Origin of the sequence: Cognatundibacterium rivi, assembly GCF_018139565.1 — a bacterium.
Taxonomy (GTDB): domain Bacteria; phylum Pseudomonadota; class Gammaproteobacteria; order Burkholderiales; family Burkholderiaceae_D; genus Undibacterium; species Undibacterium rivi.
Genome location: NZ_JAGSPK010000001.1, coordinates 496,028 through 511,471, shown reverse-complemented (window position 1 = coordinate 511,471; position 15,444 = coordinate 496,028). Strand labels below are relative to the sequence as shown.

The 15,444-nt window shown below is 51.9% G+C and carries 12 protein-coding genes; 3 read left to right on the top strand and 9 right to left on the bottom strand.

The genetic code is table 11. The features are described 5' to 3' along the window. Nucleotides 1-61: 61 nt before the first annotated feature. Together KDM87_RS02250 and KDM87_RS02245 are read right to left on the bottom strand one after the other, a co-directional pair. Nucleotides 62-1,927, bottom strand: a complete 1,866-nt coding sequence (locus tag KDM87_RS02250; protein WP_212677582.1) for a M56 family metallopeptidase — start codon at nt 1,925-1,927, stop codon at nt 62-64. Continuing rightward, entirely contained in the window at nt 1,924-2,331 is a 408-nt protein-coding gene (locus tag KDM87_RS02245) for a BlaI/MecI/CopY family transcriptional regulator (RefSeq protein ID WP_212677581.1), read from the bottom strand. Before KDM87_RS02245 ends, KDM87_RS02250 begins: the two co-directional genes overlap by 4 nt. A 286-nt stretch (nt 2,332-2,617) precedes the next feature. Between KDM87_RS02245 and KDM87_RS02240 the strand changes: the two genes are divergently transcribed. Next, on the top strand, nt 2,618-5,185 hold the full coding sequence (locus tag KDM87_RS02240) for a cation-translocating P-type ATPase (RefSeq protein WP_230407544.1): 2,568 nt from the start codon (nt 2,618-2,620) through the stop codon (nt 5,183-5,185). A gap of 19 nt (nt 5,186-5,204) precedes the next feature. On the opposite strand, the gene KDM87_RS02235 is transcribed toward KDM87_RS02240, so the two are convergent. The 3 genes from KDM87_RS02235 to KDM87_RS02225 all read right to left on the bottom strand — a co-directional run bounded on the left by KDM87_RS02235 (nt 5,205) and on the right by KDM87_RS02225 (nt 7,137). After that, nucleotides 5,205-5,726, bottom strand: a complete 522-nt coding sequence (locus tag KDM87_RS02235; RefSeq protein ID WP_212677579.1) for a TlpA family protein disulfide reductase — start codon at nt 5,724-5,726, stop codon at nt 5,205-5,207. A gap of 132 nt (nt 5,727-5,858) precedes the next feature. Beyond that, complete coding sequence (locus tag KDM87_RS02230; protein ID WP_212677578.1) at nt 5,859-6,680, bottom strand: transporter; 822 nt, start codon at nt 6,678-6,680, stop codon at nt 5,859-5,861. Nucleotide 6,681: 1 nt separating this feature from the next. Further along, entirely contained in the window at nt 6,682-7,137 is a 456-nt protein-coding gene (locus KDM87_RS02225; RefSeq protein ID WP_212677577.1) for an Lrp/AsnC family transcriptional regulator, read from the bottom strand. 132 nt (nt 7,138-7,269) lie between these two features. On the opposite strand from KDM87_RS02225, the gene lysA reads away from it, so the two are divergent. After that, complete coding sequence (lysA, locus tag KDM87_RS02220; protein ID WP_212677576.1) at nt 7,270-8,517, top strand: diaminopimelate decarboxylase; 1,248 nt, start codon at nt 7,270-7,272, stop codon at nt 8,515-8,517. 63 nt (nt 8,518-8,580) lie between these two features. On the opposite strand, the gene KDM87_RS02215 is transcribed toward lysA, so the two are convergent. The 3 genes from KDM87_RS02215 to KDM87_RS02205 all read right to left on the bottom strand — a co-directional run bounded on the left by KDM87_RS02215 (nt 8,581) and on the right by KDM87_RS02205 (nt 11,074). Continuing rightward, on the bottom strand, nt 8,581-9,477 hold the full coding sequence (locus tag KDM87_RS02215) for an alpha/beta hydrolase (RefSeq protein WP_212677575.1): 897 nt from the start codon (nt 9,475-9,477) through the stop codon (nt 8,581-8,583). A 96-nt stretch (nt 9,478-9,573) separates the two neighbouring features. Next, nucleotides 9,574-10,092, bottom strand: a complete 519-nt coding sequence (gene sodC, locus KDM87_RS02210) for a superoxide dismutase [Cu-Zn] SodC (RefSeq protein ID WP_408058675.1) — start codon at nt 10,090-10,092, stop codon at nt 9,574-9,576. Between the two features lie 226 nt (nt 10,093-10,318). Then, a complete protein-coding gene (locus KDM87_RS02205) occupies nt 10,319-11,074 on the bottom strand; it encodes a phytanoyl-CoA dioxygenase family protein (RefSeq protein WP_212677574.1) in 756 nt (251 codons plus the stop codon). A 142-nt stretch (nt 11,075-11,216) separates the two neighbouring features. Between KDM87_RS02205 and KDM87_RS02200 the strand changes: the two genes are divergently transcribed. Next, the gene (locus tag KDM87_RS02200; RefSeq protein WP_212677573.1) at nt 11,217-12,272 is read left to right on the top strand and encodes a 3-deoxy-7-phosphoheptulonate synthase; all 1,056 of its coding nucleotides are present in this window, start codon (nt 11,217-11,219) and stop codon (nt 12,270-12,272) included. Between the two features lie 114 nt (nt 12,273-12,386). On the opposite strand, the gene KDM87_RS02195 is transcribed toward KDM87_RS02200, so the two are convergent. Then, nucleotides 12,387-15,155 carry a M16 family metallopeptidase gene (locus tag KDM87_RS02195; protein ID WP_212677572.1) on the bottom strand — a complete coding sequence of 923 codons (2,769 nt, stop codon included), beginning with the start codon at nt 15,153-15,155 and terminating at the stop codon, nt 12,387-12,389. Nucleotides 15,156-15,444: the final 289 nt, after the last annotated feature.

Here is a 15,444-nt window from a genome sequence, read left to right as displayed (position 1 = left end):
GCGCAATATGTCAGGTATGGGGGAATCGTGCTTGCCAGCGGTACCGACTGGCTGAAGCTATTTAGCTGCTTGTCGTTGCTTGCATGGCAGCCCGAATATGCATTACGTCGCTATCGCGCGCATCAAGGTTTCTGGCATTCAGCAATACCATGATGACGGGCTTGCCTCCGATATTCATGCGCATGGCGAGACAGCGACCAGCCGCTTTGGAATAACCAGTTTTAGACAGACTGATGTTCCAATTCTGGTTGGCCGTCAGTGCATTGCTACTCTGGTATTTTTGCAGCGTACCGTCGATGAAAACAGCACCTTCACTACGGCTACTCAGACGGCTTAACTCTGGATATGCAGCAGCGGCCATCACCAGTCTGGCAATGTCTTTAGCACTGGAACGATTCTGGGTTGAAATGCCGGTCGCTTCGACTAATTGTGTTTGCTGTAGTTTGAGCTGACTTATTTTCTTTTGTAGCGCATCGGTAAATGCGGGCTCACCACCGGGATAAGTTCTGGCCAGCGCCTTGGCGGCGATATTGCTGGAGGCGGTCAGCGCCAGTTCCAGCAAACTTTGCCGCGTCAGTACCTGACCGGGCTTCAGCATAATCTGACGGGTATTCCAGACTGCTGCATCATCTTTTGTAATCGTGATTTTTTCCTGTCTGTCCAAGCCTGCGTCGATGATCAGCATGGCCGTCATCAGTTTGGATAAAGAGGCGATAGGTACGACGGTGTCCGCATCTTTGTCCATCAGTATCTGCCCGGTTTTCTCCTCCATCACAAGCACGTGTTCAGACTGTGTGCGGACATATACAGTCCTGCGAGGTGCAGCGTTGTTAGCAGTGTTGGCCGTGTTGGCATCGCCATCGATTGCGGTCGGCATGGCAGGATGTTCTGGCATAGTCGCGTCCGCCGTTGCCATTATCGGCATCTGCATCAACAGCAGTAATGCCATTCCAATCCCCAACACGGGGCTAGCCATTTTCCAGTGCCATGGTTGCGCGTCAGGGCGTATCAGGTGTCTGATACGTGACAGCAGATCACCACCATTCGCTGCGAGCCCGGGGCGATAAAGCACACCAGACTCGAGTTTATCCAGCGCTTGCAATGCACATGCCAAAGGACGGGCGTGACCAACGACACTGATTGCAAGATCATCGGCAATCAATTCTCTTTCTGCATTGATACGCCGCGACAACCACCAGACAGCAGGATGGTAGAACAGCAAAGACAGGACCAGATTTTGCAATAAATTGACGGCGTAATCCCAGCGTTTGATATGGCCAAGCTCGTGCGCCAGCAAGGCTTCTATCATGTCGTAAGACATACCGCTCAGCAGCGACGCAGGCATGAGTATCACCGGCTTAAAACAACCGTAAGTAATCGGGCTGAATAATTGCTGACGAAATTGCAGCCTTACCTGACGTTGGATACCAAATTTGTTCGCCAGTCGATCGGCGTGACACTGCCATGTCATTGACGCATCAGCTAAGCTGCCCTTGGCATGCTGCGTTCCCAACTTGTGTACCCATAGCAAACCCAGTCCAAGACGCAGCATCATGATCGCGACGCCGAGACTCCAGACACTGACAATTAAGGGCAGGCAGGCGCCGATTCCAGCAACAAAAGCACTTTCTTTCACCCACACCAGATCCAGAGCGACGGCCGTGTTTGTTGCCATCTGTAATGCCGCCTCCAGACTGACCGTCTGAGGTGCCTGCCATTGCTGGACTATGCTCAGAACTGGCCATAACAAGCACAGCAACATAGCGACACAGGCAATCAGATAACGTAAATGCGGGCGGGCATTGCGGCATAGCGCAAACAAGATAGCGCTGATGCTGGCGATCAAAGCGCCCTGCCAGACGAAATTGAGTAAAGGCCAGCCCAACACCTCACTCATGCTGCGCGTCATGATGTCTGCGGATATCATGATTTTTTTTCTTCCTGCAGAATTTGCTCTATCTCGTTGCGCTCTGCGGCACTGACATGACCACGCAGGGCTGCCAGTACCAGCGCCTTGCCAGAGCCGGCAAAGACTTTCTGTATCAGATCCTTGAGCAGATTAGTTTGCAGTGAGTCTTGTTCTTGGGACGGTGCATAGACATGCGATCGCTGGCTTTCATCGCGGGTCAAAATGCCCTTCCCATGCATGATTTGCAAATGGCGCAATACCGTTGCATAGGCAAGATCAGGACGTTCCGCATGGGCAGCCTCATGTACCTGCTTGGCATTCATCGGGCCCTGCTGCCACAGTATCTTAAGCAAATTCAGCTCCGAGGCGGTGGGCTTGGGGATGGCGGATGTGGACGATGCAGATTTAGGAACAGAGTTCATGAATAACCTCGAAATCAGGAATGAATGCAGAATAAATGTTCTAGAAATTTTTGTCTAGAAATTTTTTTCTACGATATTTCGGGAAATAAGGACGAGACCTCAGTCCGCAGCGACGCTTCATACTGCGACCGTAGTTTGCAAGCCATGACAAACCAGTCACCGGACTTGCTATTGCACAAGCTTATCTGACGGGTTTGTTTGCTACTATGAGCACGTGTTTTTTGCACACGCCTCACCTGCCAGCTCACGTGAAAAGGTTCAGTACATGGTATCCGAAGTGAACGCAATGAACGGTCTCAGCGCTACAGAAGCAGCCACCCGCCTGGCTGCAGAGGGCGCCAATGAATTGCCCTCCGCCAGACCACGCAACATCGCCAGCATGATATGGAAAGTTATCAGTGAGCCCATGCTGTTGTTGCTGTTTGCCTGTGGTGGTGTCTATCTGATTCTTGGCGATACACACGGCGCTGTCGTACTGGTATTTTTTATCCTGATCATCGTCAGCATCAGTCTGTTTCAAGAACATAAAACCGAACGTGCGCTCGAAGCACTGCGTGATTTATCCAGCCCACGAGCCATCGTGATACGCGACGGTACGCAGCAAAACATCGCCAGCCGGGAAGTCGTTTGCGGCGATTTGCTGGTTTTATCTGAAGGCGACCGCGTCACTGCTGATGCCATATTAATGTCGTGCATGAATATGAGCGTGGACGAATCCTTGCTGACGGGAGAATCATTAGCTGTTGAGAAAGCGCTGACAAATCCGGCTCCACTAGCGATGGGGCAAGCTGGCGGCGAACACATGCCGTTCGTATTTTCCGGATCACTGGTGGTGCAAGGCAAAGGCATTGCGCGCGTGATGGCAACCGGCAGCCGCACAGTAATAGGAAAAATCGGCCAGGCGCTGGCCAGCGTCCAACAGGAACCAACGCGCGTGCAGACCGAGATGGACAAGGTCGTTAAAATGATCGCCTTCGCCAGCCTGATGGTGGCGCTGCTGCTGACGATTTTCTATGGCTTCAGCCGCCACGACTGGCTAAACGGTATTCTGGTTGGCATCACATTTGCAATGGCGTTGATTCCGGAAGAATTACCCGTCGTGCTGGCTCTTTTTCTGGGACTCGGCGCCTGGAGAATCGCGCGACAAAGGGTGCTGACCCGACGCGTACCGGCAATTGAAATGCTCGGTGAAACAACGGTGCTGTGCGTGGATAAAACCGGCACGCTGACACAAAATAAAATGGCCGTCGCGCGCCTGTTTGCGCAAGGCCGCCACTATTGCTGTACCGTGCCCGATGCTGAGCTGCAGGTGTTGGACGAAGAATTTCACGAGGTACTGGAATACGCGATTCTGGCCAGTCATCGCTCGCCGTTTGATCCTATGGAAGTGGCGATTCAGGAATTCGGAAAATCAATGTTGGGGCAAACCGAACATCTGCACGATAGCTGGATGCTGGTCGATGAATATCCGCTCTCTAAAGAATTACTGGCGATGTCACGCGTATGGCAATCAGCAGATCAGGCCCATTTTGTGATCGCCAGCAAAGGCGCGCCGGAAGCCATTGCTGATCTTTGTCATCTCAGCGTTGAACAGATAGACGCATTACACAAGGAAGTTGATTTGCTGGCGAAACAAGGCTTACGTGTACTCGGGGTCGCCAAAGCGCAATTCAGCCCGGTATCACTGTCTGCAACTGAAAATACAGATAAAAAACTACCACCTATCCAGCATGATTTCGAGTTTGAGTTCATCGGCCTGATCGCGCTCGCCGACCCGATCCGGGCTGGCGTACCCGCGGCGATACAAGATTGTCAGACTGCCGGCATCAGAGTCATCATGATTACCGGCGACTATCCCGCCACCGCGCAAAACATCGCTCAACAATGCGGCTTTGCGACGTCCTCCGGCATCATGACCGGCGCCGAATTAAATGCGATTGACGATGCGGAACTCAGCCAACGTATCAAGACAACGAGTATCTTTTGCCGCGTATCGCCGGAGCAAAAATTAAGACTGGTCAACGTGCTGAAAAAGAATGGCGAGATCGTCGCGATGACCGGTGACGGCGTCAATGATGCGCCTGCATTAAAGGCCGCTCATATCGGTATCGCAATGGGCAAGCGCGGCACCGATGTGGCACGCGAATCGGCAGCACTGGTATTACTCGATGACGACTTCACAGCGATTGTTGCGACCATACGCTCAGGTCGGCGCATCTTCGATAATTTACGCAAAACCATACGTTTCATTATTGCAGTCCATATTCCGGTGATCGGTATGTCGCTGATTCCGGTACTTGCAGGCTGGCCGCTGGTGCTGATGCCCGTGCATATTATGGTGTTGCAACTGATTATTGACCCGACCTGTTCACTGGTATTCGAAGCCGAATCAGAAGAGCCCGATGTCATGCGCAGACCACCGCGTTCCGTCAACGCCAGTATTTTTGATGCAGCTGTACTGCGCACCGGCCTGTTACATGGCACCGCGTTGCTACTGACGGTGCTTGGTATCTACGGGTATGCGTTGCAGCATTACCCAAATACCGGAGAAGCCCGCGCTCTGGCGTTCACGGCTATGGTGATAGGAAATATCGGTTTGATTTTTATTCATCGCAGTGTGTCGTCAGACATCGTCCACAGTCTGCGTTTGCCAAATCCGGCATTGTGGTGGGTGGTCGCTACGGCATCAGCCATCTTGCTACTTGCGCTGAGCATACCGGCCATCAGCGCATTGTTTCACTTCGGGCAACCGGCTTTATCCGAGGTGCTGACCAGCGCCGCAGTGGCCCTGTTTTGTGTCGGCCTGATCGCAGCAGTCAAAGCATACCGATACAGACAGCGCCGCATATCCTGATCTGAGTCTCAGATACACATCAACCAGCTAACGCTTTTTCTAATAAACCATGCAATTCAGTGAATGAAGGCTCACCGACATAGCGTTTTAAAACATTGCCCTGCTTGTCGATCACATAGGTGGTTGGCGTCAGCTTTACATCGCCGAAAGCCTGCGCCAGCTTGCCCTGCACATCTAATGCAACGTGAAATGGCAGTTGCCGGGTCTCAGCGTAATTAACCACATAATTCGGTGGATCATAGCTCATTGCCACCGCAACAAATTCCAGACCTTGCTTGTTGTACTTGTTATAGGTCTCTATCATGCGCGGCATTTCAGCGATGCAAGTAGAACAGGAAGTCGCCCAGAAATTCACCATAACGACTTTGCCGCGCAAATCCTGCGTCGTCAGTTTGTCGCCTTTGAGATTGGTGAACGTCACTTGTGGCATCGCCGGTTTGGCAGTGACCGACTGATAAAAGAGAAAACCAAGCACAGCCAGCGCTATTGCGGCGATAGCGGCAAACAAAGCGAATTTACGTGGAGAAGACGGCGCCAGCATAGGACTTCCTCAATAGTTCAGAGATAAGCGGGCATTATACGGCTTACGCGTGATATCGGCAGTGTGTCATCCATGTCGCGCCGGATTGACTGCCGTCTGTCTGACTTTCGTCAAACGGCTACACTCCCGCCGCTAAAATAATCTGCCGACCGGCACAACAACGCCAGCAAAGAAAGCGCGATCAGTAGCCGTCGCGCTGATGCCTTTGCTCAGTCCTATATCAAAAGTTAAACGTTTGTTCGGGCTATAAGTCAGCGCCAGCAAGACCTGATTTTGCGGCAGACTGCCTTTACTTTTCGTTCCCGACCATTCGGCGGTGACGCCCAGAGCCTCGCTGAGACTATACGAAAAAGCCGAAGACAGTCCCGTTTGCCAGCGGGATACGCCGTCATCCACCCATCCCATTTTCGTCACGTTCGCGTTCAGATCCAGATGCCAGTCACCCAGGTCTTTGCTGTAAATACCGTTCAGGGTGTAATCGCGTTTTTCTGTACCTATCGCTTGTTTTGCGGTTGGCAGTTTCACGCCCAGCTCCAATCCGAAAGCAGTCTCACTGTCGATCAGAAACGCCTGCTTCAGCACCAGATTCACGTCACCCATGCCACGCACACGCGTCCCGGCGCCATCGTCATTCATCACCCGCAGATCACCACCCAATAAGATGCCCCATTGCTCGGAAAAAGCGAGTTTCAACAATGAGGGCAAACTGTCGCGCCTGGCGTCTCCCGATTTACCGGATAACACACCGAACTCCGCTTCGAGCTGACCTGGAAAAGGTAATTGTGCCGAGTTCGATACCGACGGCCGATACGGCGTAATCGGCGCATCGTCCTGCTCTGCGGCGTTCGCCAGAAGGCTGATACTAGCAGCCAACAACCCTAAGCTGACGCGTTTGATACGCTTGATATGTTGGATACCCGCAGCTCTCGTAGCGGAAAATCTCTTGTTTTTCATCTCAGCTTCCTTCTTGGACTGGTGCCGTAATCGTCTTTCCGGCGACATGCGTCGTCAGCACGATCGCCGTTGATGTCGACCCGAAGGCATTGAGCTCATTGATAATGCGCTGCAAATGCTCCACATCGGTTGCCAGCACACGCATCACCGCGCCGTCTTCGCCGGTAACCGTATAACAATCGATAATTTCCGGACAAGATGCGACATACTGCGCGTAAGGTCTGCCTTGCTGCGTCGATAGCCGTATCATGGCTGTAATCTGATAACCGAGCGCCTTAGGATTCACGTCTGCGCGGTAGCCACGTATGACTTCAGCCGCCTCCAGACGCTTGATGCGTTCGGATACGGCGGGCTGACTCAGATGCACCTGACGGCCAATTTCCGCATGCGACATGCGTGCATCCTGTTGCAATAAACTCAGGATTTTCTGATCAAAATTATCTATTTTTGGATTCATAAGGAGACAAAAGAATTTTCCGTTGAATTCCATCAATCACGGTTGAATTGCTTATGGAATCCTATTTAAGCCTGACGAAGTGCTTGTTAAAGTATAGCTTACACTAAACCCGCTAAGGTTCAAGAGATCATCATGACGACCACTATCAGCAACACCCAGATCGCGCAGATCGCCAACGAATTTCACACCCCTTGCTGGGCATACGATGCCAGCATCATTCGTCAGCAAATCGCCCGTCTTAAACAGTTTGATGTGATTCGTTTTGCGCAGAAAGCATCCAGCAATATTCATCTGCTGCGCCTGATGCGCGAACAAGGGGTGATGGTGGATTCTGTTTCTCTCGGTGAGGTTGAACGTGCGCTCGCGGCCGGGTATGCGCCCACCGCGAATGCGGATCAGACCCATGCCTCTATCGTTTTCACTGCCGACCTGCTGGATCGCAACGCATTGAAACGCGTCGTCGAGCTGAATATTCCGGTGAACTGTGGCTCCCCACAAATGCTGGAGCAGCTTGGGCAGGCACATCGCGGGCATCCGGTCTGGCTGCGTATTAATCCCGGTTTTGGTCATGGTCACAGCCGCAAAACCAATACCGGCGGCGAGCAAAGCAAACACGGTATCTGGTTTGAAGAATTGCCGGAGGCGCTGAAGATCATTGACCAGTATGGCCTACAACTGATTGGCCTGCACATGCACATCGGCTCAGGCGTTGATTACGACCATTTGCAAAGCGTCTGCGATGCAATGATTGCACAGGTAAAAACCGCGAATCGTGACTTGCAGGCGATCTCCATCGGCGGCGGTTTATCGATTCCTTATCGTGGCGACGAAGCCGTGGTCGATACCGATCATTATTTCCAGATCTGGGATAAAGCGCGTAAAGAAATTGAAGCGCATCTCGGCCACAAAATCAGCATGGAAATCGAACCGGGACGCTTTTTGGTTGCGCAGTCGGGCATCCTGATTTCTGAATTACGCGCACAAAAACAGGTCGGTAATAATTTCTTTGTGCTGGTCGATGCCGGCTTCAATGATCTTGCACGGCCTGCGATGTATGGTAGCTTCCATCGCATCACCGCACACACCGCGGACGGAACACCGCGCACGACCGCATTGAAGCCAACCGTGGTCGCAGGTCCTTTGTGTGAATCCGGTGATGTGTTCACGCAGGAAGACGGCGGCGTCGTGACAACGCAGGATTTACCTGCGTGCGAGATCGGCGATCTGTTTGTCTTTCACGATACGGGTGCTTATGGCGCCAGCATGTCGTCGAATTACAATTCGCGTCCGCTGATTCCGGAAGTGCTGGTCGACGGCGATAAAATCACACAAATCCGCCGTCGTCAGACCATACAGGAACTCATCGCTTTAGAGCTGTAATACCTTGCATTCCATTGCGATGAAAACGAAAGGCGCAGACAGCTAATGCTGTTGCGCCTTTTTTTATTTCAGACAAGCTCCGAGAAACTCCTGAATTTTTGCCGACACCTGACGCCCCTGAGAACCAAAAGCAAAATGATCAGCATCGGCAATCGTCATTAACTCCACCGACGCACCGGCTGCTTTCATTTTCTTTGTAAAATCCCTTGCCTGCTGCACAGGTACGGTTGCGTCCAGCTCGCCCTGCAACAGCAATAGTGATGGCATCTTATTTTTCAGTTTGCCTGATGCCGGGATATAACTGACAGGACTGGCGTCTCGGTATATCTTCGCTGATGCGGAAAAATCTTCACCCAGCAGCGATTTCAGCATCACACGCGGTGACATGGGGCCACGTATTGCAGGGTCGGCAGTTTGCCACCAATCGACAAAATCCAGCGGCGGCGCATGTAAAACCGCACACCGCAACTGACTGCTGATACCAGCATAACCACCCGCGTTTTCCCATTTTCCCGGTGTCACCGCTGCCAGTGCAAGCAGGTGCGCACCGGCAGAAACACCAAATGCACCAATTTTTTCTGGATTGATCTGATACTCAACTGCATGGCTGCGTAACCAGCGCACTGCACATTTCACATCCTCTATCTGCGCCGGAAACCGTGCTGCTGGTGCCAAACGGTAATCCACACTCATCGCGACAAAACCCATGCGTGATAATTGCTGCAACAAACCGTGTAAATCCGTACGGGAACCACCGAGCCAGCTACCGCCGTGTACCACGATCATCGCAGAGTACGGCGGCGATGCGTTGGTCGCTGGCAGCACATCAAATTTCAGCGGTACGTCATTGCCGCAAGCGGTGACGGTTTGCAATACCGGCATCGCTGCGGTCGTTGCAGCCTGCGCCGGATGAATGAATATCACCAGAATCAACAAAGAAAAACAAAAACGCAGAAGCATAAAAAGCCATTAAAAAATAATGTATGAAGAAAAAAACCTCACGTCAGACGCAAGGTTTTTATATCACGACACAAAAGCTGTTCATATGTTTGCAGCTCACGGAACCACACCACACGCCATGCGTGCACCGCCACCGCCCAGCATCGCAGGATGATCGCTGTGATTATCGCCACCGGCATGCACCATCAGCGCATGTCCGCTCAGATCGGCCGCTTTCAGACGCGGTGCCAGCACAGGATAATTCGCCTTGCCTTCCGCATTCACATACAACGCTGGTAAATCACCTTTGTGGCCTTTGCCATACGGGCCAAGATGCGCGCCTGATTTTTCAGGGTCCCAATGTCCACCGGCGCCCAAGGCGGCAGTTGCTACGCCATTATTTGCCGCTGGCGCGCAAGAAGGGTTTGCGTGTACGTGAAAGCCGTGCACACCTGCTGGCAACCCGGTTAAATCGGGTGTGATCAGCAAACCATAGGCGGTATCTTCCAGCGTCACTTTGCCCGCAGCAGCAAGATTGCCGCTCGCATCAACAAAATTTAATTCCACGGTTTGTGCCTGCGCTATTCCAGTGATCAGGCTTACCGCCATCAGACTCAGCTTCATTCTCGATAACATGGTGTCTCCTCAGGTTGAATGACAGGTGAAACAAAGGTGAAAGAAAGCCATTGCCCGCATACAACAACGTTCTGTAAGGGCTTGTGAAGCACAGCAAAGGCTGACTATACACTTTTTACATCATAAAGGGCTGACGCAAAGTTGTACCGGCAAGGCATGGCAACGAAGACCGTACGAATAGTACGGCGAGGAGCCATAACGCCGCTGGGGCGGCTTTGCGTAAGTTCTATTGCAAAGGAATTTCAGGCAAACCCGCCGAACGGGAATCGGCTTCCGGCACATTTGCCGCATCCCGGTAAGTGAACACCATCGAGAATTTTCCTGCGGTGGTCAGATTTTTTCCCGCCGCATGAAACAGATTACTGTGAAACAGCAAGACATCACCTTGCTGCAAAACCACCGGATGCGCCTGCGCCAGCAAGGCTTGATTCTGCGGTAAATCAGTGCGTAAAAACTGGGCCGCATCCAATTGCGATGCATCTATCTGAAGCTGATGCGAGCCCGGTATCACCAACAGACAACCGTTTTCCACCGTTTCATTGCGCAAAGCCAGCCACGCTGAAATCAGCTCGGCCCTTGCAAAATGCCAGTAGCGGCTGTCGCGGTGCCAGCCAGTCGCAGTGGAATACTGTGGTTGCTTCGTCATGATGCAATTGTGATGCGCTTGCGACATCAGCGCGCCATCACCAAGTAATTGCAACAATGGCTGCGCCAGTGCCGCGCCGGTCGCCCACTTTGTCAGCATTGGATCGCGTGCATACGCCTGCAACAAACGGCGCGCAGTGTGCCCGCCTTCGGCCTCGCGCGACGCCGGTGCGCCGGGATAGCGGGTGTCCGCCTCGTATTCTATGGGCTGTACGTCATCAGTTAATTGTTGCTCTGCAAAGCGAATCACTTGTTCGCAAAAATCCGGCGTTGCCAATCCTGGTAAAACTAAAAAACCCTGAGTCTGAAACTCTTGAATCTGATCATAACTAAGCATTGTTATTGCCAATTTTCAAAAAGTGCAAAGCACTATTGTGCCACGCACTGAACTTCGCGTTGCCGCGAAAAAAGGCAAGTTTTGCGGCAGAGCAGCAAATTAAGTCATAATAGGCATCAGGCTTTCACTTCAGACTCCAAACATGACCACTACTGCACTCGAAAATATCAACATCGTCTCGTTTGACCATATGCCTGCGCCGGAAGAGCTGCACGCCCGTTTGCCGCTCACGGAAGCGGCAGGTAATGTCGTCGAACAAAGCCGCGAAACCCTGCGCAATATCCTTGACCGCAAAGACAAACGGCTGTTCGTCGTTGTCGGGCCTTGCTCGATTCATGATCCGGTGGCGGGTCTGGATTACGCGCGTCGTCTGAAAGCGTTGCAAGCAGAAGTCAGCGATGTGATGTTGCTGGTGATGCGGGTCTATTTTGAAAAACCACGTACCACGACCGGTTGGAAAGGTTATATCAACGATCCGTATCTGGATGATTCTTTCCGTGTCGATGAGGGCATGGAAAAAGCCCGTCAGTTTTTGTTGGACGTCTGTGAACTCGGCCTGCCAACCGGCACCGAAGCACTCGACCCGATTTCACCGCAATACCTCGGCGACCTGATCGCCTGGACCGCGATAGGCGCGCGTACGACAGAATCGCAGACTCACCGTGAAATGTCGTCCGGTCTTTCAACACCGGTCGGGTTCAAAAATGGTACCGATGGTGACATCAGTATCGCCATTAATGCGATTCTGTCCGCCTCGCATCCGCATTCATTCCTCGGCTACAACAGTCAGGGACAGGTGTCGATAGTTCGCACCAGTGGCAATCAGTATGGTCATGTCGTATTGCGCGGTGGTGGTGATCGTCCGAACTACGATACGGTATCGGTCGCGATGGCGCAGCAGGCGCTGGTGAAAGCGAAACTGCCGCCGAACATCGTGGTTGACTGCTCACATGCCAACAGCTTCAAAAAGCCGGAATTGCAACCGCTGGTGATGGCGGATGTGGTGAACCAGATTGCGAATGGCAACGACGCTATCGTCGGTGTGATGATCGAATCGAATATCGTTGCGGGCAATCAGGCGATTCCTACCGATTTATCGCAACTGAAATACGGCTGTTCCGTGACCGATGCCTGTGTGGACTGGAGCACGACAGAAAACATGTTGCGCGAAGCCGCCGCCAGATTGCGTCAGAAATAATCTGGCTCAGCATGTAAAAAAGCGCAGTGTGCATCATCACACTGCGCTTTTTTTATATTTCCAATAAAGGCTACGCGAGCAGAATCTTCTGCCGCGTTATGTCCTCAAAAAGACTTACTTCGCAGCGGCTGCTTTTTTCGCTGCGCCAGCAAAATCGCCGACATAGAAATGGGCAAAACTGTCTGGTTTCACGTATTTGCGAATCACCGCATTCACATCATCCAGTGTCAGTGCGGCGATTTTCGCTTCGACCTCTGCGTCAAATGCCATCGAGCGACCAACATATAACTGGCCACGCAGGTTGCCTGCCAATGCCGGATCTTGTGCACGGCGGATATTGCCTTCCTGTGCGATGGATTGTTTCGCATCCGCCAATTCTGCTGCCGTCACGCCATCCTTGACTAACAAAGCCAGCTCTTCTTTCACGCCGGTTTGTAATTTCGCCAGATTTTGCGGTGCGTACATTGCGTACAAAACAACCGCTGCGTTTTTGTCCAGACTCGGCACGCTGAGTGAACTGCCAGCACCATAGCTGATGCCCTCTTTCTGACGCAGGCGATTGAACAGACGTGATTTGATACCACCACCGAGAATATTATTGGCAACACGCAACGCTGGATAATCAGGCGACTGGTCATCGAGTTCAAACGGCAGTGATGCCAGATAAAACGCATTCGCTTTGTCCGGTGTTTCTATGCTGTTCGCTTGTCCGTTTGCATTCAGATTCAGGCTGGGAACGCGAACATATTTCGCTGGACTATTCCAGTCGCCAAGCACCGTGGCGAGTTTCGTTTTGACTTCTGCTGCATCAAAATCACCGACCAGAGAAAACTCGGCGCTGTTTGCACCATAGAAGGTTTTGTAGAACTCTTTAACGCTATCCAGTTTTGCAGCGCTGTATTCTTCCATCGCTTCATTGAAAGAAGACTGATAACGGACGTCGCCTTTTTTATACAGACTGTTTTTCAACGCGCCCATCGCACGTGTTGCCACCGCTTGTGGCTCGTTTTTACCAGATTCTATCTGCGTCAGATTTTCTTTGACCAGCAAGTCGAATTCAGATTGCGGGAAAGTCGGCGCACGCAACACTTCACGCAAAAGATCCAGCAACGCAGGCAGATTAGCGCGCACGGTGTCAAAGCTGACATTCAGATTCTGACCTGCACCGGAAATACGTAATTTGGCTTTCAGCTCACCGAGTTTGGTATCGAGTTCGGCACGGGTGAATTTACCCGAACCGCGCATCAGCATATCAGCCGTCAGATCGGCAACAGCGACTTTGCCGAACAGGGATTTTTCATCGCCAAAATGCAGGCTCAGATTGCCATTCACAGTTTCGCCGCGCGTTTTTTTACTCAACAACGCGACTTTTGCACCGTTTTTCAGCGTCAGTTTTTCCGTGCGTTTATCGATATTCGTTGCAGTCGCATCAAAGGTTTCGCCTGCGGCCACAGTCGCACGGCCTTTGTAGCCTTCAACCAGTTTTGCAACATCCGGTGCAGCCGGGATTTCGGCGCGATCAGGTTTGGCGACTGGCAGGAACTGGCCGTAGCTGCGGTTATCGGCTTTAAAGTAATTTTGTGCGACGCGCTGCACATCTGCCACGGTCAGTGCTTCGATACGATCACGTTCAACGAAGAACATGCGCCAGTCACCCAATGCAATTGATTCCGACATGCTGACGCACAGACGCTGCGGATCATTGATGGTTTTTTCCAACGCATTCAACAGATTGGTTTTAGCACGCTTCAATTCTGCTTCGGTGACCGGTTCTTGTGCCAGCCCTTCAACGGTTTCTATCAGGCTTGCTTTCACATCCGCGACATTCTGATCTTTGCTCATGACGCCAAGGAACATCGCATAGCCAGGCTCTGCCAACTGGAAGGTAATCTCACCGACACTCACTGCCTTTTTACTTTCCACCAGTTTTTTATACAAACGACCGTTTGGTGAAGAACCAAGAATCTCACCCAACGCAGATACAGCAGCTGCATCAGCGTGACTGCCTGATGACGTCGGATACAGCACGGCCGCGAGTTGCTGGTCGCTGACGCGGCGCACGGTCACTTCACGCGTACCATCGCGCGGCGCTTCACGGGTCCATGTGTTGCTCAGTTCGCGGGTCGGTTTGGCAATAACACCAAAGGATTTTTCTATCAGCGCCAGCGTTTTTGCAGGATCGAATTTACCAGCCACCATCAGCACGGCATTATCCGGCTGGTAAAACTTACGGTAAAACGCCTGCAGGTTAGTAATTTTGACGCCTTCGACGTCAGAGCGCGCGCCGATGGTGCTGTGACCATAATTGTGCCAGTCGAAAGTGGCGGCACTCAGCTGCTTCCAGAGTACGCCAAATGGATTGTTTTCACCGATTTCCATTTCATTGCGAACGACGGAAAATTCGGTATCAAGATCAACCCGTGCGACTTTGGAATTGACCATGCGGTCCGCTTCCATTTCCAGCGCCCATTTCAGATTATCTTCACTGGCTGGGAAAGTTTCGAAGTAATTGGTGCGATCGTAAAACGTGGTGCCATTGAACTGCATGCCGCGCTTGCTCAGCTCTTGCATGATGTTGCCACGGTCTTTGGTACCCTTGAACACCATGTGCTCAAGCAAATGTGCCATACCGGTTTCGCCGTAACTTTCATGGCGGGAACCTACGAGATAAGTCACATTGACGGTCGTGGTTGGCTTTGATGCATCCGGTGCCAGCAAAACACGCAGGCCGTTCGGCAAACGGTATTCCGTGATGCCTTCCACACTGGTGTACGCAGTCGCTTTTGCTGCAACAACCGCTTTTGGCGCTGCTGCAAGGGTAGGCATCGCAGTCGCAGCAGTAAACGCGAGGGCAAATGCAAGGCAAATTGGTTTGAGTTTCATTGATTTATTCCATTAGTCGTTAAACGGTCAACTTCACTACTTCTGAACTTTTCTCTTTTATTTCACTTCTATTTCTCTGATCTCGATCTCTGATGCCAAGGTAACATCGATGACAGCGATCAGTACCACGAAGCATCATCACGCCGGAAAGGCAGTTTTGCATGCACTCCGTTAAGACAGAAAATGCTTGTTTTCTTATTAAACGAGAAATGAAGCATAACAAATTTTCATTGTTTTGCGAGAGTTTGTGACGAAATGATGAATACGCCGATGAAACGCAGAATGTGAT